At 65.5% G+C, this 18316-nt stretch carries 19 protein-coding genes; 8 read left to right on the plus strand and 11 right to left on the minus strand.

Annotated features, from left to right (window positions below):
* Positions 1-107 precede the first annotated feature (107 nt).
* The 3 genes from ACVOLQ_RS10165 to ACVOLQ_RS10175 all read right to left on the minus strand — a co-directional run bounded on the left by ACVOLQ_RS10165 (position 108) and on the right by ACVOLQ_RS10175 (position 3318).
* The gene (locus ACVOLQ_RS10165) at positions 108-1298 is read right to left on the minus strand and encodes an argininosuccinate synthase (RefSeq protein WP_313169647.1); all 1191 of its coding nucleotides are present in this window, start codon (positions 1296-1298) and stop codon (positions 108-110) included.
* Positions 1299-1447: 149 nt separating this feature from the next.
* Complete coding sequence (locus tag ACVOLQ_RS10170) at positions 1448-2458, minus strand: N-acetylornithine carbamoyltransferase (RefSeq protein WP_293713989.1); 1011 nt, start codon at positions 2456-2458, stop codon at positions 1448-1450.
* A 302-nt stretch (positions 2459-2760) separates the two neighbouring features.
* Positions 2761-3318 carry a hypothetical protein gene (locus ACVOLQ_RS10175; protein WP_481527897.1) on the minus strand — a complete coding sequence of 186 codons (558 nt, stop codon included), beginning with the start codon at positions 3316-3318 and terminating at the stop codon, positions 2761-2763.
* 160 nt (positions 3319-3478) lie between these two features.
* On the opposite strand from ACVOLQ_RS10175, the gene cysS reads away from it, so the two are divergent.
* From cysS to ACVOLQ_RS10190, 3 genes are all read left to right on the plus strand, one after another.
* Positions 3479-4852 carry a cysteine--tRNA ligase gene (cysS, locus tag ACVOLQ_RS10180; protein WP_481527919.1) on the plus strand — a complete coding sequence of 458 codons (1374 nt, stop codon included), beginning with the start codon at positions 3479-3481 and terminating at the stop codon, positions 4850-4852.
* Between the two features lie 199 nt (positions 4853-5051).
* Positions 5052-5489, plus strand: a complete 438-nt coding sequence (locus tag ACVOLQ_RS10185) for a SufE family protein (protein WP_481527898.1) — start codon at positions 5052-5054, stop codon at positions 5487-5489.
* Positions 5486-6721 carry an MFS transporter gene (locus tag ACVOLQ_RS10190; protein WP_481527899.1) on the plus strand — a complete coding sequence of 412 codons (1236 nt, stop codon included), beginning with the start codon at positions 5486-5488 and terminating at the stop codon, positions 6719-6721. Before ACVOLQ_RS10185 ends, ACVOLQ_RS10190 begins: the two co-directional genes overlap by 4 nt.
* 55 nt (positions 6722-6776) lie before the next feature.
* On the opposite strand, the gene ACVOLQ_RS10195 is transcribed toward ACVOLQ_RS10190, so the two are convergent.
* A complete protein-coding gene (locus ACVOLQ_RS10195) occupies positions 6777-7112 on the minus strand; it encodes a fibronectin type III-like domain-contianing protein (protein WP_481527900.1) in 336 nt (111 codons plus the stop codon).
* A 440-nt stretch (positions 7113-7552) separates the two neighbouring features.
* Between ACVOLQ_RS10195 and ACVOLQ_RS10200 the strand changes: the two genes are divergently transcribed.
* Positions 7553-8218, plus strand: a complete 666-nt coding sequence (locus tag ACVOLQ_RS10200) for a TetR/AcrR family transcriptional regulator (protein WP_481527901.1) — start codon at positions 7553-7555, stop codon at positions 8216-8218.
* Positions 8219-8236: 18 nt separating this feature from the next.
* Here ACVOLQ_RS10200 and ACVOLQ_RS10205 read toward each other — a convergent pair whose 3' ends face one another.
* Both ACVOLQ_RS10205 and dksA read right to left on the minus strand, forming a co-directional pair.
* A complete protein-coding gene (locus tag ACVOLQ_RS10205) occupies positions 8237-8692 on the minus strand; it encodes a nucleoside deaminase (RefSeq protein WP_481527902.1) in 456 nt (151 codons plus the stop codon).
* A gap of 65 nt (positions 8693-8757) precedes the next feature.
* On the minus strand, positions 8758-9903 hold the full coding sequence (dksA, locus tag ACVOLQ_RS10210) for an RNA polymerase-binding protein DksA (protein ID WP_481527903.1): 1146 nt from the start codon (positions 9901-9903) through the stop codon (positions 8758-8760).
* A 277-nt stretch (positions 9904-10180) separates the two neighbouring features.
* Between dksA and yidD the strand changes: the two genes are divergently transcribed.
* Genes yidD through ACVOLQ_RS10225 form a run of 3 tightly spaced genes read left to right on the plus strand, consistent with a single transcriptional unit; the run spans position 10181 to position 12634 of the window.
* Positions 10181-10435: a membrane protein insertion efficiency factor YidD gene (yidD, locus tag ACVOLQ_RS10215; RefSeq protein ID WP_083491069.1), complete on the plus strand. Its 255-nt coding sequence runs from the start codon at positions 10181-10183 to the stop codon at positions 10433-10435.
* Position 10436: 1 nt separating this feature from the next.
* Complete coding sequence (locus ACVOLQ_RS10220) at positions 10437-11783, plus strand: dihydroorotase (protein WP_481527904.1); 1347 nt, start codon at positions 10437-10439, stop codon at positions 11781-11783.
* Positions 11783-12634, plus strand: a complete 852-nt coding sequence (locus ACVOLQ_RS10225) for a M23 family metallopeptidase (RefSeq protein WP_481527905.1) — start codon at positions 11783-11785, stop codon at positions 12632-12634. The genes ACVOLQ_RS10220 and ACVOLQ_RS10225 overlap by 1 nt, the downstream gene beginning before the upstream one ends.
* 264 nt (positions 12635-12898) lie before the next feature.
* On the opposite strand, the gene ACVOLQ_RS10230 is transcribed toward ACVOLQ_RS10225, so the two are convergent.
* From ACVOLQ_RS10230 to efp, 5 genes are all read right to left on the minus strand, one after another.
* Complete coding sequence (locus tag ACVOLQ_RS10230; protein WP_313493530.1) at positions 12899-13579, minus strand: isoprenoid biosynthesis enzyme family protein; 681 nt, start codon at positions 13577-13579, stop codon at positions 12899-12901.
* Between the two features lie 19 nt (positions 13580-13598).
* Entirely contained in the window at positions 13599-14288 is a 690-nt protein-coding gene (locus ACVOLQ_RS10235) for a phosphoglycolate phosphatase (protein ID WP_481527906.1), read from the minus strand.
* A complete protein-coding gene (ubiG, locus tag ACVOLQ_RS10240) occupies positions 14285-15007 on the minus strand; it encodes a bifunctional 2-polyprenyl-6-hydroxyphenol methylase/3-demethylubiquinol 3-O-methyltransferase UbiG (RefSeq protein ID WP_313169624.1) in 723 nt (240 codons plus the stop codon). The genes ACVOLQ_RS10235 and ubiG overlap by 4 nt, the downstream gene beginning before the upstream one ends.
* Before the next feature lie 43 nt (positions 15008-15050).
* The gene (locus ACVOLQ_RS10245; protein ID WP_481527907.1) at positions 15051-16388 is read right to left on the minus strand and encodes a TRZ/ATZ family hydrolase; all 1338 of its coding nucleotides are present in this window, start codon (positions 16386-16388) and stop codon (positions 15051-15053) included.
* A 231-nt stretch (positions 16389-16619) separates the two neighbouring features.
* Positions 16620-17186, minus strand: coding sequence for an elongation factor P (efp, locus tag ACVOLQ_RS10250; protein WP_313169621.1), 567 nt, complete (start codon positions 17184-17186; stop codon positions 16620-16622).
* Between the two features lie 100 nt (positions 17187-17286).
* Between efp and epmB the strand changes: the two genes are divergently transcribed.
* Positions 17287-18315, plus strand: coding sequence for an EF-P beta-lysylation protein EpmB (epmB, locus tag ACVOLQ_RS10255; RefSeq protein ID WP_481527908.1), 1029 nt, complete (start codon positions 17287-17289; stop codon positions 18313-18315).
* Position 18316 lies beyond the last annotated feature (1 nt).

Genomic DNA, 18316 nt, shown 5'->3' on the forward strand with positions numbered 1-18316 from the left:
GGTGCCCCGAAGGGGCGGATGAGGGTAAGGCTGCGCCAACGTTGCATGCGGCTGCGCCCCTACCCTCACCCCAACCCCTCTCCCAGAGGGAGAGGGGCTAACAGCACTTAGCGGTTTACCTGCGCGTACAGCGTGGAGCTCATGCCGAACAGCTTGATGAAGCCTTCGGCTTCTTCCACGCCCCAGTCGGCCGACTGTGCGTAGGTCGCGCCCTTGGCGTTGAGGATGTGCTCCGAACGCACGGCCACCGCGTCAACGCGGCCACCCCGGGTTTCCAGCACCACTTCGCCGGTCACCTTGGACTGCGAGGACTTCAGGAAGGCTTCGATGTCGGCCTTCAGCGGGTCGTGGTAGAAGCCTTCGTACACCAGCTCCACCCACTTGCGCGCCACTTCCGGCTTGAAGCGGTTCTGCTGCTTGGTCAGCACCGCATCTTCCAGCGCGCGGTGCGCGGCCAGCAGCGAAACCAGGCCCGGGGCTTCAAACACGATGCGGCCCTTCAGGCCGATCACGGTGTCGCCGGTGTAGACGCCGCGGCCCACGCCGTACTGCGCGAACAGCTTGTTGAGCTTGGCCAGGATCTGCTCACCCGGCAGTGCCTTGCCGTCAAGCGCGACGGCTTCGCCCTCGACGAACTTCAGGGTCACGGTCAGCGGCTCCACCGGCCATGCGCTGCGCGGTGCGCACCAGCCACGGGCGCCCTCGCCCGGGGCTTCCCACTTGTCGATTTCGCCGCCGGACATGGTCAGGCCCAGCAGGTTCTCGTTGATGGTGTAGGCCTGCTGCTTGGCGCGCACGCCGAAGCCACGCGCTTCCAGGTACTTCTGCTCGTAGGCGCGGGTCTGGGTGTGTTCCTTCTGGATTTCACGGATCGGCGCAACGATCTGGTAGTCGCCCTGAGCCTTCACTGCCAGGTCGAAACGCACCTGGTCGTTGCCCATGCCGGTGCAGCCGTGGGCGATGATGTTGGTGCCCAGTTCGGCGGCGCGCTTGAGCGCGGCGTCAACGATCAGGTAACGGTCGGAAACCAGCAGCGGGTACTGGCCCTGGTAGCCCTCGCCTGCCCATACGAACGGCTTGACGAAACCATTCCAGATGGCCGGGCCGCCGTCGACGGTGACGTGGCTGGTGACGCCCAGTTCGGCCGCACGCTTTTCGATGAAGTCACGCTCGTCGGCATCCACGCCGCCGGTGTCGGCAAACACGGTGTGCACGTTGTAGCCGCGCTCCTGCAGGTAAGGCACGCAGAAGCTGGTGTCGAGGCCGCCGGAGAAGGCGAGGACGATGTCTTTGCTCATGGGGAAGAAATCTCTGCTTTGGTTCTTGAGCCCCTCCCCCGCCGGGGGGGAGGGGTTGGGGAGGGGGTAGGCGTATATGAGGATGCATCTGGAGTGAGGAGCTTTGCCCTCACCCCAACCCCTCTCCCGGAGGGAGAGGGGCTAGAGCGTTACTTGCCGATTACTGCCGCCATGATCGCCTTCTGCACGTGCAGGCGATTCTCGGCCTCGTTGATGGCAATGCACTGCGGCGAATCCATCACGCCGTCAGTGGCCTTCACATTGCGGCGCAAGGGCAGGCAGTGGCTGAACACACCGTTGTTGGTCAGCGCCATCTTGGCTTCGTCAACGATGAAGTGCTTGTACTGGTCGCGGATCGGCTTTTCCGGCTCCCAGTTGCCGAAGAACGGTAGCGCGCCCCAGCTCTTGGCGTAGACCACGTCGGCGCCGGCATAGGCACTCTGGATGTCGTGGCTGACCTGCAGCGAACCGCCGCTCTCGGCGACGTTCTGCTCGGCCCAGCCCATGTAGCGCTCGTCCAGGATGTAATCCGGGGTCGGGCACAGCAGGGTCACGTCCATGCCCATGCGGGTGGCGATGGTCAGCGCCGAGTTGGCAACGGCGGTGTTCAGCGGCTTGGGGTGGTAGGTCCAGGTCAGCACGTACTTCTTGCCGCGCAGGTCGCTGGTGCCGAAGTGCTCCTGCAGCGCCAGGATATGCGCCAGCTCCTGGCAGGGATGGGTGATGGTCTCCATGTTGATGACCGGCACCGGCGAGTACTTGGCAAAGCTCTTCAGCACCTGGTCCTCGCGGTCCTTGCTCCAGTCCACGAACTTCGGGAACGCGCGCACGCCGATCAGGTCGACGTAGCGCCCCAGCACCTTGGCCACTTCGGCAATGTGCTCTTCGGTATCACCGTCCATCACCGTGCCGAGGTTGAACTCGATCGGCCATGCGTCCTTGCCCGGCTGCAGCACCACGGCGTGGCCGCCCAGCTGGAACGCGCCCAGCTCGAAGCTGGTGCGGGTGCGCATGGACGGGTTGAAGAACACCAGGGCGATCGACTTGCCCTTCAGGTCGTCACCCAGCTTGTTCTGCTTGAACAAGGCTGCCTGGGTGAGCAGCGCGTCAAGTTCGGCGCGGCTCCAGTCCTGGGTGTTCAAAAAGTGCTTCAGAGACATCGATCCATCCTTTATTGCGGAGATCCACCGTCGCCGGTGGGCGGATGCGCATGCGCGCGGCTCATTGCGTTTGAAACTTTTGCCAAACCAGAAACGAAAAAACCCAGCCTGGGCTGGGTTTTCCGAACAGACAGCACGAAGCTCCGGTCACCCAGCGAATATGTGGGATTCCGGTCGGCGGGCACGGGACGTCATGCCGGAGGCCATCCGGGCGGTGCTGGATTCGTGCTGGAAGCTGGTAGCTTTCATCGTCAGGCATACTCGCACGCGGGTCAGGCCGGCGCAAGTGTCGCGGTGCAACATCAGGGAACGCTGGTCGCCGCTGGCGGTGCCTGGCCGATATCCGGGGTTATCGACACCCGCAGCTTGAGCCGGTTACCCGGGTCTTCGGGCAGACGCGAGCGGAACTTGATGCCCTTGTAGACGTAGTCCACGTCATAGGCGATAGGCCGGCGGAACTCACGGCCTACCTCGACAATCTTGCACTCCGGGGTCAGCAACGCGGAGGACGCACTGGAACCCTGCGGAGCAAACGCCATTTCTTCTTCCTGCTCCTGCCCTTCGCGTTGGCTGAACATGCCGCGCACCGAATCCCAGAAGCGGCGGAACCCACCCTTGTCCTCTTCGCCCTTGACCTGCACCGGTGCCAGCGTGCGGGTGGACACCGGCTCGCAGTGTTCCTCGGTACGGCTGGCCCGCAGGGTCTGGAACACCGGCTCGACATTGAGCACCTGCGCGTAGTCGTAGCGCACGTTTTCCATGATCACCACGCGATTGCGCTGCTCCGGTTCCTGCGCAAATGCGGGCACAGCGGCGCCAGCCAGAAGGCAGATCATCGACAGCAATGGAGCAGGTTTCATCAAGATATCGGCTGGAGCATTGGGCGCGGGTGGCGGGTACTAGTGTAGGCAGCACAGCTGCCCCGGGCCTGAACATTACCCATCCGTACGCGTATTGCCCAGCCCGGGGGTGCCCGACCCGGCCCGGACCGCTAGAATTGGCGGGTTCGCTCACCCCCGGATTGCCATGACCCTGCGCCTGCACAACAACCTGACGCGGCAGCTGGAGCCGTTTGCTCCGCTCGACCCCGCCGCCCCCACCCTGTATGTGTGCGGCCCCACGGTCTACAACTATGTACATATCGGCAATGCGCGCGGCCCGGTGGTGTTCGGGGTGCTGGCCGACCTGCTGCGTCGCCGCTACGGAAAACTGCGCTACGCGCGCAACATCACCGACGTTGACGACAAGATCAACGCCGCGGCCAAGGACCAGGGCGTGCCGATCTCGACCATCACCGACCGTTTTGCCGCCGCCTACCGCGAGGACATGGCCGCGCTGGGCGTGGTACCGCCGGATATCGAGCCGGAGGCCACCGCGCACATGCCGCAGATCATCACGATGATCGAGCAGCTGATCAGCACCGGCCACGCCTATGCTGCCGAGGGCCATGTGCTGTTCTCGGTCGCCAGCTTCGCCGACTACGGCAAGCTCTCGCGCCGCGACCCGGAGGAAATGCTGGCCGGCGCCCGCGTCGAGGTCGCCCCGTACAAGCGTGATGCCGGCGATTTCGTGCTGTGGAAGCCCTCCAGCGACGACCTGCCGGGCTGGGACTCGCCCTGGGGCCGTGGCCGCCCGGGCTGGCATATCGAGTGCTCGGCAATGGCCGCCGCCCACCTGGGCCCGACCATCGACATCCATGCCGGCGGCGTCGACCTGCAGTTCCCGCACCATGAGAACGAGATCGCGCAAAGCGTCTGCGCCCACGGCGGGCAGACCTTCGCCCGCTTCTGGCTGCACAACGGCATGCTCAACTTCGACGGCGGCAAGATGAGCAAGTCGATCGGTAATATCCAGCGTGTGCACGACCTGGTCCGCCAGCATCCGCCGGAAGCGCTGCGCTATGCGCTGTTGTCGGCGCATTACCGGCAGCCGCTGGAGTGGTCCGATGCGCTGATCGAGCAGTCGGTGCGCACCCTGGACCGGCTATACGGCACGCTGCGTGATCTGGCCGATGTGGAGGCTGTCGCCAGCATCCCGGGTAGCGTCGAAGCCGCGCTGGACGACGACCTCAACACGCCGCTGGCCCTGGCCGAAGTGGCGCGCATTGCCAGCGAGGCGCGCAAGGCCGAGTCCAGCGACGACAAGCAGCGGCTGAAGCGCGAGCTGCTGGGCGCCGGCCTGGCCCTGGGCCTGCTGCAGCAGGCGCCGGCCGACTGGTTCGGGCGTGGCGCCGCCGAAGGCGACGACGCACGCATCCAGGCCCTGATCGACGCGCGCATCGCCGCCAAGCAGGCACGCGACTTCGCCCGCGCCGACGCCATCCGCGACCAGCTGGCGGCGGAGAACATCGTGCTGGAAGACACGCCGCAGGGCGTGCGCTGGAAGCGCGGGTAAGGCTTCCCCTCACCCCAACCCCTCTCCCGTTCACGGGAGAGGGGCTTAAGCGGAAGCTGCAATTGCATACATAGCGCCGGCTCGCGGCGCACTGAGCCCCTCTCCCTCCGGGAGAGGGGTTGGGGTGAGGGAGAGTCCTCCCACCACCCCACCCAAAGCCGCTCACCACCAAGGCGAGCGGCCAAGCACAGGACCCACAATGACCAACTCCCCCTTCCCGCTCGAACCCACCGCCGCCGACGCCCAGGCCGCCATTGCCGAGGAGTTCTCCTTCTTCGGTGACTGGTCCGAGCGCTACCAGTACCTGATCGACCTCGGCCGCAAGCTGCCCACCTTCCCGGAAGAATGGAAGACCGAAGAGCACCGCCTGCTCGGCTGCCAATCCATGGTCTGGATCGTGCCCGAAGGCAATGCCGACAAGCTGGTCTTCCATGCGATCAGCGACTCGGCGATTGTCTCGGGCCTGATCTATCTGGCGCTGCGCGTGTACTCGGGCCGCTCGGCGGCTGAAATCCTCGCCACCGATCCGGATTACGTGTCCGCCATCGGCCTGGCCAAGCACCTGTCGCCAACCCGCAGCAACGGCCTGGCAGCGATGCTGGCCTTCATCCGCGACACCGCCCAAGCCCGCCAGTGAGCAACTCCGGCTCCATCGGCGAGCTGCTGCGCCAACCCGGCTACACCCAGCTGCTGCTGTACCGCATCGCCGGCATGCTGTCCTACCAGATCGTCGCGGTCACGGTCGGCTGGCATATCTATGAAGTCACCCGCAATCCATTCTCGCTGGGCCTGATCGGCCTGGCCGAGGTACTGCCCTACTTCTGCGTGGCGCCGTTTGCCGGCTACCTGGTCGATCACCTGCCACGTCGCAAACTGGGCATGACCGCCTGCCTGGGCCTGATCGCCACCGCCTTGATGCTGGTCGCCGTCGCCAGCGGCTGGCTGCCGGTCAAGGGCGTGTGGCCGATCTACCTGGCCGTCGCGCTGACCGGCATGGTCCGCGCCTTCCTCTCGCCGGTCTACAACGCCTTGTTCGCCCGCGTGCTCAAGCGTGAGCAGTTCGCGCGCGGTGCCGGCTTTGGCACGGTGGTGTTCCAGGCCGGCATGGTGCTCGGCCCCGCGCTGGGCGGCGTATTGGTGGCCGTAGGCGGCAAGGGCCTGTCCTACGGCGTGGCCGCGGCAATGGCTGTGCTGGCACTGGTCGCCCTCGCCTCGCTCAAGGTCAGCGAACCGGCACCCCCACAGACTCGCGCGCCGATCTTTGCCAGCATCGCCGAGGGTGCACGCTTCGTGTTGTCCAACCAGATCATGCTGGGCGCGATGGCGCTGGACATGTTCTCGGTACTGCTCGGCGGCGTGGTGGCGATGCTGCCGGCCTTCATCCAGGACATCCTGCATTACGGCCCGGAAGGCCTGGGCATCCTGCGCGCAGCTCCAGCCTTGGGCTCGATTGCGGTCGGCCTGTGGCTGGCCCGGCACCCGCTGCGCCGCAACGCCGGGCGCGTGCTGCTGTTCGCCGTGGCCGGCTTCGGCCTGTGCGTGATCGCCTTCGGGCTGTCGCGCAGCTTCTGGCTCTCGGCCGCCATCCTGGTGTTCTACGGCGCCTGCGATGGCGTTTCGGTGGTGGTGCGCTCGACCATCATGCAGTTGGTGACGCCCGATGAGATGCGCGGCCGGGTGTCGTCGATCAACGGCATTTTCATCAGCTCCTCCAACGAGCTGGGTGCGTTCTACGGCGGCAGCATGGCGCGCCTGCTGGGGCTGGTGACCGCCGTGGTCATCGGCGGTTGTGCGGTGCTCGGCGTTGCAGCCATCACAGCATGGAAAGCACCGCAGCTGCGCAGGCTGGACAACCTTCAGGACCTGTGAATACGAAATCGCCGGGGCGGTGATGCCCCGGCGCGGCGTCACACCTGACAACGCGTCACGGCGCGTATTCGCTCTCCTGCTCCTTCTCGAATGCCTGCTGCAGGCGGATATCCCGCGACGACGCCCCCACGCGCAGGCTGTAGCTGTAGCTGCCCCTGTCCGCTACCCAACGCCCGCGGCTGCTATCGAACGAAGCCAGATCCTTGCCATCGATCTCGAACCGCAGCACCTGCGACTGCCCCGGCTGCAACAGACCCGTCTTGCCAAACGCACGCAGCTCCTGTGCTGGCTTCTGCAACGCGCCTTGTGGCGCGCTGGCATAGACCTGCACCACTTCCTGGCCGGCAACCCTGCCGGTATTGGTAATCCTGACGCTTGCCCGTACAGACAACGACAGCAACCTGCTGAAGATGCTGCCCCTTCCGGTACAACAGTACGTGCGCATTGCTTCTCTCTCCCAGGGTGATGAAGAGCGGTCAGCGTTGTGACATCCGCCGACCGCAAGGACACAGCGGCTCGGCATGCACTGCGCGGGCATGTTTCTCCGCTGCAGGCATTCCGGCGTCGGCATTCCGGCAGTTCTTCCTCGGCTGGAGTCGACCGCTCCGCTGCCATCGCGCTGGCAATGCGATGACAGGCCCGACTCGAAGCAGTCCCTCTGCAGGAGGGTGTTGCGGCACTACCCGCATTGACCGTTACGGCGACGCGGCGGCAGTAAACCTATCGCTTGGTAGGTTTGTCAAAAACTGTGACGTGGGTACAGATCGGCGGACAACAACGCCTGCCGTCGCGCCGGATACACTCCCGCTCATGCCATCGCCGGATCGCACTTTGCCAACCTCACCCCAGACCTCGACCATCGCCCGCGCACGCCGTCGTTCGCCCAAGGGCGAGCAGCGACGTCAGCAGATTCTTGATGCGGCGATGCACGTATTCGCACGTAACGGCTTCAGCAACGCCTCCTTCGCCGAGGTTGCAAACCAGGTCGGCCTGACCCTGCCAGGCCTGTTGCATCATTTCCCCAGCAAGACGGAGATGCTGCTGGCGGTGCTTGAGGTACGCGACCAACGCAGCCCACGCCTGCCGGATTACCCGCACGACTACACGCTGGAGGAAGCGGCAGCGGGCCCGCCGCTTCCCTGGTCGCGGGTGCTGGAGCAGCTGCGTCTGGTCAATCGCGCCAATGCCGAGCTCCCCGGCGTGATCAAGGCGTTTTCGCTACTCAACGCCGAAAGCCTGAGCGAGGATCATCCTGCACAGGACTGGTTCCACCGCCGTTCCGGCTTGATGCTCCAGTACATCGCCCACAGCCTGCGTCATGCCCAGCAGTGCGGTGAGGTGACGCCGACGGCGGATCCGGACCAGATCGCCGCCGAACTGATTGCGATGATGGATGGCCTGCAACTTCTGTGGCTGCGTCATCCGGGCAAGATCGACCTCGACAGGTATTTCGAAGACTATCTGCAACGGCTGCAGCAGTCGCTGCAGATCACCTGAGCTCACCGCGGCAGCGCTTCAGCGTGCTGCCGCCCATTCGGCATACAAGCCCTGCTCGCCCTCGGGGCGCAGCACACCGAGCCCCGACCCGGGCGCCTGCGGCCCCAACGCCAGACGCGTGTAAACCGCGGCCGTGGACAGGCCAAATGGCTCTCCTTCCTCGTTCGAATAGGCGAACCATGCCTGCTCGATGCCACACAGATACATGGCAGCCAGGCACATCGGACAGGGATGGCCACTGGCATAGACCACACATCCGTCCAGACGTGGCGATGCCAGCACCGCACTGGCATGACGAATGGCGCGCATCTCCGCATGATCGGTGGGATCCTGGCTTGCATGGATGCTGTTGGCCGCTTCGGCCAATACCTGGCCATCCTTGACCAGCACCGCGCCGAACGGGCGCCCGCCTTCGGCGATATTGGCCCGTGCCAACGCAACAGCACGGCGCATGAAGTCTTGTTGAGTGGACATGACGTCTCCGGAAAAGGAAAACCCCGCCTTGGCGGGGTTTCCGTGGATCAATGACGGCGCGGGTATCAGTCGCCCTGCTGCTTCTGCAGGTGTTCCCAACGTTCCTGCGCATCAATCGTACGCTCGGCGGTCAGACGCGCCTCCAGGCGGTCCAGGCCGATGTCTTCGCCGGTATCGACGCAGAAACCGTAGTCGCCGGCTTCCAGACGCTTGAGCGTGCTGTCGATCTTGCCGATCAGCTTGCGGTAACGGTCGCGGGTGCGCAGTTCCAGCGAGTTCTCCGTTTCGCGGGTGGCACGTTCGGCCTCATCGCCGATGTCACGTACTTCGTCGCGCAGGTTTTCGATGGTCTGCTTCGATTCCTCGACCAGGTCCGCACGCCAGTTGAGCAGGCGCTGGCGGAAGTACTCCTGCTGCAGCGTGCTCATGTACTCCTCATCCGCGCTCGGCTTGTAGCCGGCCGGCAGGATCGGACGGCCAGTGGCCTCGTCGATGTCGTACTCGACGACCTTGTACTTGCTGCGCGGTGCCGGGGCGGTCGAACGCGCGGTTACGGCGACTGCAACCTTGCCGACCGGACGGACAGCAACAGGAGCGGTGGATTTGACGGGAGCTTTGACGTTGGATTTCGAAACAGGCACGGGATTCTTGGATTGCGGGGTCTTGGCTGCGGCAGCCGGCTTGGCAGCAACCGGCGCAGGTGCCGGAGCTGGGGCCGTCTTGGCGACTTCGACCGGGACAGACTTGGCCGCCGCCGGCTTTGCAGCTGGCTTCGGTACGGACTTGACCACGGGTTTGACAGGTGTCTTCTGCGTCTTGGCAGCCACTGGTTCGGCCACCTTTTTAACCACCGGCTTGGCAGCTGGCTTGGTGGCCTTGGCAACCGGCGCAGCCGCCTTCTTGGCAACTGGCGCGGCAACCGGCTTGGTCACCTTTTTAACTGCGGCCTTCTTGGCAACGGGGGTCGCCTTTTTAGCGACTACCGTCTTAACCGCAGCCTTCTTGGCGGCGGGTTTGCTGGCAGGCGCTACTGGCTTGACCGGCGTTTTCTTTGCAACCGCCTTGGTGGCGGGTGCCTTCTTCGCGGCCGGCTTGGCAGCCTTGGCCACCGGCTTGCTTGCAACCGGCTTGGACACCGCCTTCTTGACTACGGGCTTGGCGGTTTTCTTGGCGACCTTGACGGCCTTTTTTGCAGGTTTTTTAGCAGCCACGAAACGCTCTTCCTTGTTTCCCCCGGGGCCCGGGAAAGCGGGCCTTTATAGCCTACCCGACCAGCAGCAGCAACCGCGCCGGGCACCGTATGTGAACGGATGCCCGGCCCGTGCAGTTCGGGTCCGGTGGCGTCACCGGACCGTTTCGCGCAGTTCGGAACGTAACCAGGCGCGTCATCGCCCCTGGCTGGCAGCGGAAAGCACGTCGTCTTTACCGGTGCCATCCCGCATCCTGCGACAAATCCTGCTCGCTTGCCAAGTGGCTTATCATTAAGCAGTGATCGGCCGACTCCTCATTGCCGTACTGCGCTGCTACAAGCGCTTCATCAGCCCCCTGCTTGGGCCGCGCTGTCGTTTCTACCCCAGCTGCTCGGAATACTCCATGGACGCGATCCGTATACACGGTCCGCTACGGGGGTGTTGGCTTACCCTGCGCCGGCTGGGGCGCTGCCATCCGTTCCATCCGGGCGGACTGGATCCGGTCCCGGAGCGCGCCGATTCCCCCTCTTGCCGCTGCACAGGAAAACACTGACATGTCCTCCACCCTCATCCGCAATGCCCGCATGGTCAACGAAGGCCGAACCTTCGACGGCGACCTGCGTATCGAGAACGATCGTATCGCGCAGATCGGCAGCGGCCTGACCCCGCGCGACGGCGAGCAGGTGGTGGATGCGGGCGGGCGCTGGCTGCTGCCCGGGATGATCGATGACCAGGTGCACTTCCGCGAACCGGGCCTGACCCACAAGGGCGATATCGCCAGCGAGTCGGCGGCCGCCGTGGCCGGCGGCCTGACCAGTTTCATGGACATGCCCAACACCAACCCGCCAACCCTGGACTCGACCATCCTGGAAGCCAAGTATGAACTGGCCAAGGGCCGCGCCTGGGCCAATTACGGTTTCTACCACGGCGCCAGCAACGACAACCTGGAAGCGATCCGCGTGCTCGACCCGAAGAAGGCCCCGGGCGTGAAGGTGTTCATGGGCGCCTCCACCGGCAACATGCTGGTCGACAACCCGGAAACCCTGGACGCGATCTTCCGCGAGTGCCCTACCCCGATCATCACGCACTGCGAAGACACGCCGATGATCGACGCCAACATGAAGGCCTTCCAGGAAAAATACGGCGACGCGTTGACCCCGGACATGCACCCGGACATCCGCTCGCGCGAGGCCTGCATCAAGTCCACCCGCCTGGCAATGTCGCTGGCACGCAAGCACGGCACCCGCCTGCACGTGCTGCACATCTCCACCGCCGATGAGCTGGCGCTGTTCGAGAAGGGCCCGCTGATCCGCGCCGACGGCAGCCGCAAGCAGATCACCGCCGAGACCTGCGTGCACTTCCTGCATTTCGCGCGCCCGGATTACGCCACCAAGGGCAACCTGATCAAGTGCAACCCGGCGATCAAGGAAGTATCCGACCGTGAGGCCATCACCGCCGCGCTGGCCGATGACGTGCTCGACGTGCTGGCCACCGACCACGCCCCGCACACCTGGGAAGAAAAGCAGAAGCCCTACGCCCAGGCCCCGTCTGGCCTGCCGCTGGTGCAGTACGCGCTGGTCGCCGCGCTGGAGCGCGTGCACGAAGGCAAACTGACCCGCGAACAGGTAGTGCAGAAGTTCGCCCACGCCCCGGCGCAGCTGTTCGACGTCGAAGAACGTGGCTTCCTGCGCGAGGGTTACTTCGCCGACCTGGTACTGGTCGAGGACGTGCCGTTCACGGTCAAGCGCGAGGACGTGCTGTCCAAGTGCGGCTGGTCGCCGTTCGAGGGCACCACCTTCCGCTCGCGCATCGCCTCCACCTGGGTCAACGGCCAGCAGGTATGGGACGGCAGCAAGCTGGTCGGCGCACCGGCCGGCCAGCGCATGACCTACGACCGTTGATGCGTTCGGTCCTGATGATGGGTGCGCTGCTGCTCGCAGCGCCCCTGCTCACCGCCCTGCCCGCGCAGGCGCAGGATGGCATCGGCAACCTGCTCGACAACCGGGTCGTGTTCCCTGCCAGTGCCTCGCAGGGCGCGATGGTGATCGGCAAGGTACCGGCGGGCAGCACGGTCCGCTATGCGGGCCGGCAGCTGCGGGTCAGCAGCTACGGCAGCGTTGTATTCGGCATCGGCCGTGACGAGAAAGGCCCGCTGCAGGTACAGGTGCAGCGCCCCGATGGCGGCAGCGAGAGCGTTTCGATTGCGGTGACTGCGCGCGACTGGCCGGTGGAACGGGTCAACGGCGTACCGCCAAAGACCGTGAATCCGCCACCGGCAATCGCCGAGCGCATTGCCCGTGAACAGGCCCTGGTGACCGAATCGCGCAAGCGCGACGACGACCGCACCGACTTCACCCAGACCTTCATCTGGCCGGTACAGGGGCGCATCAGTGGCCGCTTCGGCAATGCGCGGGTTTACAACGGGCAGCCGGGCAGCGGCCATTCCGGCATGGACATCGCCGTGCCCACCGGCACCCCGGTAAAGGCGCCGGCGGCCGGCGTGGTGACATTTGCGGGCCCGGATCTGTACCTGACTGGCGGCACGTTGGTGCTGGACCACGGCTTCGGCATCAGCTCCAACTTCCTGCACCTCTCACGGATCGACGTGAAGGTCGGCGACAGGATCGAGCAGGGGCAGAACATCGCCGCAGTCGGCGCAACCGGCCGCGCAACCGGCCCGCACCTGCACTGGGGCATGAATTGGTTCGACACCCGCATCGACCCGCTGCTGGTGCTGGAACGCGGCAAATAGAGCAAAGCGACTGTAGTGCCGAGCCATGCTCGGCAAAAGCTTCACCTGTAGTGCCGAGCCATGCTCGGCAAAAGCCTTACCGGTGGTAGAGCCTCAGCCGAGCATGGCTCGGCTCTACAGGCACACCCCAACCATGGTTGTGGGAGCGGCGTAAGCCGCGAAGCTCGTAGAGCAACAGCGCAAAGCTGCCCTCATCCGCCCTTCGGGCACCTTCTCCCGCAAGCGGGAGAAGGGAGCGACTCCGGCAAACTCCGCCCTACCGCCTCAGCCCCGCGCCGCCCACCAGCTGCGCCAAAGCAGGCCCGCCGGGCTGGGCTGGTATTCGCCACCACGGATGCGCGCCTGCTGGCGCCCACGCGCCAGCACCGCATAGACACGGCGCGGGCGCGGACCGGCCACGCGCGACGGCCAGGCCGCCTGCAAGGCCTTGTCCCATTCCATCTCATTGCTGAAGGCCTGCGGCACCGCCGCGGCATTTTCCTGCAGCCGCAGCGCCAGCATCTGCGTGGTCAGCGCCTCGGCAGCCGCCGGTGAAGGCTTGCTGCCAAACATCGCCGCCTCCACCGCCGCAGCCGCAGTCGCGTACTGCGCCAACACCTTGCGCGCCTGGGCACCATCGGCCACGCGATCACGCGCATCGATCAAGCTCGGCAAGGCATCAGCCAACTGCGACCACGGCGCCCGCACCGGCTCCAGCAGGCGACCCAGCGGATGCCGCGAGCGCTGGCTGTCCCAACTACGCAACTCTTCGCCCCACCAGGCCAGCTTGGCATCCTGCGGCGTGGTGTCGCCGCTGGCATTGAGCATGTCATCGAATTCCTGCAACAGCGCGAACCACGCCACGCTGCGGGCACGATCGGCCTCGTCGACAAACCGCTCCACGAAGGCCCATTCCGGCCAACGCTCCCGCCACTTGTCCAGGAAGCTGTCCAGCGCACTGCTCACATCAAACCTCGTTGTTGAATCAGGCCGAAGCCGGTTGGGTAGCTGGCCATGCGGCGGGCTGCCAGAGTTGTTGCGGTTGCTCGTACTGGCAGTCGGCCTGCCAGCTTTGCGGGTCGTCCGTATCCAGGCGGTAACCCCACAGCGCGGCCACCGACGGCATGCCGGCCGCGCGCGCGGCGATGATGTCGCGCTCGTCGTCGCCCACGTAGACGCAGGCACTGGCGGCGATGTCGATCCGCTGTGCGGCGACCTCCAGCGGCAAGGGGTGCGGCTTGCGCTCGGCCAGGGTGTCACCACCGATCAGCACCGCACAACGCTGCTCCCAGCCGAGCTGCGGCAGGATCAGGCGGGCCAGGTACTCCGGCTTGTTGGTCACGATGCCCCAAGTGGTGCCTGCCTCTTCCAGAGCCCGCAGCATGGTCTCAACGCCATCGAAGAGCGTCGCGTACTGGCCGATCAGCGCCTCGTAGATTTCGAGGAACTCCGGCACCAGCGCGTGCCGTTCGGCATCGGCCATGTGCGGGAAGGCGACCGTCAGCATCGCCCGCGCGCCCTTGGATACTGCCGGCCGCAGCTGCTCCAGCGTCACCTCGCCCATGCCGCGTGCCTGCAGCATGCGGTTGGCGGTGACGACGAAGTCCGGCGCGCTGTCCAGCAAGGTACCGTCCAGGTCGAACAGCACCGCTGCCGGGAACCTGCCCGCACTCATGCCTGTTCCGGCTTGACCGCGTAGGCCAGGTAGTTGATGTCGGTACGGCTGCTCAGGCGGGCGCGGTTGCGCCACGGCTCGTAGGCCATGCCGCTGACATCCTGCAGCGACAGGTCGGCGGCACGCAGCCACGCCCCCAGCTCGGCCGGTTTGATGAATTCCTGGTAGTGGTGCGTACCCTTGGGCAGCAGCCGGGCGATGTACTCGGCACCGACGATGGCGACCGCAAACGCCGCCGGGGTACGGTTGATGGTGGACAGGAACAGCTTGCCACCCGGACGCAGCAGACGATGGCAGGCAGCGATGATGGCGCCCGGATCAGGCACGTGCTCCAGCATCTCCATGCAGGTCACCACGTCGTAGCTGCCCGGCTGTTCTGCGGCCAGGTCCTCGGCTGCCTGCACCCGGTAATCAACGCTGACGCCGGATTCCAGACCGTGCAAACGCGCGACCTTCACCAGCTCCGGGGCCAGATCGATGGCGGTCACCTGCGCCCCTTCCTTTGCCAGCGCTTCGCTGAGCAGGCCGCCGCCGCAGCCGATATCCAGAACCTTGGCACCGCGCAGGCTGGCGCGGTCGGCCACGTACTTCAGACGCACCGGGTTCAGCGCATGCAGCGGCTTCTGCGGGCCGTCGGCGTCCCACCAGCGGGTGGCCAAGGCGGCGAACTTGTCCAGTTCGGCCTGATCGAAATTGGTGGAAGTGGAAGCTGCGCTCATATCGGTTTCCTCGTGCGGCCGCGTGGGGCGGCCGGTTGCGCACTCAGGCGCGGGTGGTACGGATGCGGTCGCGCCACTGGCGCGCATTGGCGGTGATCGCGGCGATGTCCATGTCGACCAGCTGACGCTGGACCAGCTTGGGCTTGCCGGCAATCCACACGTCGCTGACCTGATGGCGGCCGGCGGCATACACCAGCTGCGACAACACATGATGCAGCGGCTGGGTTTCCAGCGCAGACAGGTCCACGCAGGCCAGATCGGCCTGTTTGCCGACCTCGATCGAACCGATGCGGTCGCCGAAGCCCAAGGCACGGGCGCCACCCAGCGTCGATGCGCGCAGGGTGGTGGCCGCATCCAGCGCGGTCGCATCGTTGGCCACGGTCTTGGCGAGGATGGCGGCGGTGCGGTTTTCGCTGAACATGTCCAGGTCGTTGTTGCTGGCACAGCCGTCGGTGCCGATGGCCAGGTTGACCCCGGCGCGCACCAGCGCGCAGGCCGGGCAGAAGCCCGAGGCCAGCTTCAGGTTCGACTCCGGGCAATGCACCACGCTGACGCCGCGCTCGGCGCACAGGTGGATCTCGGCCTCGGTCAGCTGGGTCATGTGCACGGCGATCAGGCGGTCATTGACCAGACCCAGGCGGTCCAACCGCGCCAGCGGGCGCTGACCATGCAGGGCGATGGAATCACTGATTTCCTGCGCGGTCTCGTGCGTGTGCAGGTGCACCGGGATATCCAGCTGGTCGGACAGCATCCGCACCCGCTCGAAATTGGCATCGTTCACCGTATACGGCGCATGTGGCGCGAATGCGGTGCCGATCAGCGGGTCGCCACGCCAGGCATCATGCAGCTCAGTGGCGCGGGCGAAGTACTCGTCGTCGGTCCTGGCCCATGCGCTGGGGAAATCGATCACCACCGAACCCACCAGCGCGCGGAAGCCGTGCTGCTTGTAGACAGCCGCCTGCACGTCGGCGAAGAAATAGTTCTCGTTGGCGCAGGTAGTGCCACCGCGCAGCATCTCGGCGATGGCCAGGGTGGTGCCGTCGGCGACGAACTCCGGGCCGATCACCGCCGCTTCCACCGGCCAGATGTGCTCGCGCAACCAGGTCATCAGCGGCAGGTCATCGGCGATGCCGCGCAGCAGCGTCATCGGGTTATGGGTGTGGGCATTGACCAGGCCGGGGATCAGCGCCGCTTCCGGGCGCGATACGACCTGCTTGGCGGAGAAACGTGCGCGGGCCTCGGCACGTGGCAGCACCGCGACGATAACGCCGTTGCTGATGGCTACCGCGTGGTCCTCAAGCACCACCGCATGCGGTTCTACCGGCACCACGTAACCGGCTTCGATCAATAGATCGCACTGCTGGGGTTGGATATCACTCACGCCGGTTCACCTCTGGATCTGTTGCTGTATTCATCCAGCCAAGGCTGGATGCGAAAAAGGCTCCGGGCTTCCGAAAGGTCGCCCGAAGCCCAATGTTACCTGCGCCCCCATCCCTGCCTTGGCGGGGATGGTGCAATGACAAAAGCAAATGCCGGAGCCAGAGCGATCCCCGCCTGCGCGGGGATGACGTAATGGCAAAGGCGTTTGCGCTGACGCAAACGCGCCATTACGTCACTTGACGCGAGCCGAGTATTCGCCCGAACGCGTGTCAACGCGGATGATTTCATCCTGGTTGACGAACAACGGGACGCGCACCACGGCGCCGGATTCCAGGGTGGCCGGCTTGCCGCCGCCGCCCGAGGTGTCACCGCGCACGCCCGGATCGGTCTCGACGATCTTCAGCTCGACGAAGTTCGGCGGGGTCACGTCGATCGGGGTGCCGTTCCACAGGGTCACCACGCAGGATTCTTCACCCTTCAGCCACTTCTCTGCGCCGTTCATGCCGGCCTTGTCAGCCTGCACCTGCTCGAAGGTTTCCGGGTCCATGAAGTGCCAGTACTCGCCATCGCTGTACATGAAGTTCATGTCGGTATCGACCACGTCCGCTGCATCCAGCGAATCGGTCGACTTCATGGTCACTTCCTGCGTGCGGCCATCCTTGATCAGGCGGTACTTCACGCGGGTGAAGGCCTGGCCCTTGCCCGGCTTGACGTATTCGGTGTCGATGATGACAGCCGGTTGGTTGTTGACCAGGATTTTCATCCCGTTCTTTACGTCGTTCATGCCGTAACTGGCCATGCTGAAACTCCTGGATTGGCAAAACCGCCGCGTATCGCGGACGGCCGGATTAGAATGGAACGCCCGCCGTGTGGTGGGCCATCTGTTTTTCTGACCGCCAATGATAACCGCAGCCCCCGCCCTCACTCCAGAAAAAGCCATCCTGCCCCTGCCCGACGACCGCTGGCAGGCGCACTGGCGCCAGGCCGTCCGCGATCCGGCCGAGCTGCTGGCGCTGCTGGGGCTGGATGGCCAGGCGCTGGGCGTATCGGCCGAGGCGCTCGCCCAGTTCGCCTTGCGGGTGCCGCGCAGCTTCGTCGCCCGCATGCGCCATGGTGACTCGGCCGATCCGCTCCTGCGGCAGGTGCTGCCGATCGACGAGGAAATGCGCATCGTGCCCGGGTTCAGCTTCGACGCAGTGGGCGACGGCGCAGCCAAGAAGGCCACCGGGGTGATCCAGAAGTACCGCGGTCGCGCCCTGCTGGTGACTACCGGCAGCTGTGCGATCAACTGCCGCTACTGCTTCCGCCGCCACTTCGACTACGCCGGTGAAAATGCGGCCAAGGGCGGCTGGCAGGAAGCCGTCGCCGTGATCGCCGCCGACCCGGGCATCGACGAAGTCATCCTCTCCGGCGGCGACCCGCTGTCACTGAACACCTCCAAGCTGGCCGAGCTGACCGAGGCGCTGGCCGCTATCCCGCATATCAAGCGCCTGCGCATCCACAGCCGCCTGCCGGTGGTGCTGCCCGAGCGCGTCGACGACGCCTTCGTGCAATGGCTGGCCGGCCTGCCGTGGCCGGTGGCTTTCGTACTGCATGCCAACCATGCCAATGAGTTCAATGCCCAGGTGGATGCCGTGCTGGCACGCATCCGCGGCACCGGTGCACAGCTGCTCAACCAGGCCGTACTGCTGCGCGGGGTCAATGACGACCTGGACGCGTTGGCCGCACTGAGCGAGCGCAGCTTTGCCGCCGGGGTGATGCCCTACTACCTGTACCAGTTGGACAGGGTGCAGGGCGCGGCACACTTCGAGGTCAGCGACGAACGGGCACTGGCCCTACATGCCGGGCTGATGGCACGGCTTTCCGGTTATCTGGTGCCCAAGCTGGTGCGCGAGATCGCCGGCGACACCAGCAAGCGACCGCTCTAGC

The organism is Stenotrophomonas sp. STEN031 (genome assembly GCF_056759975.1).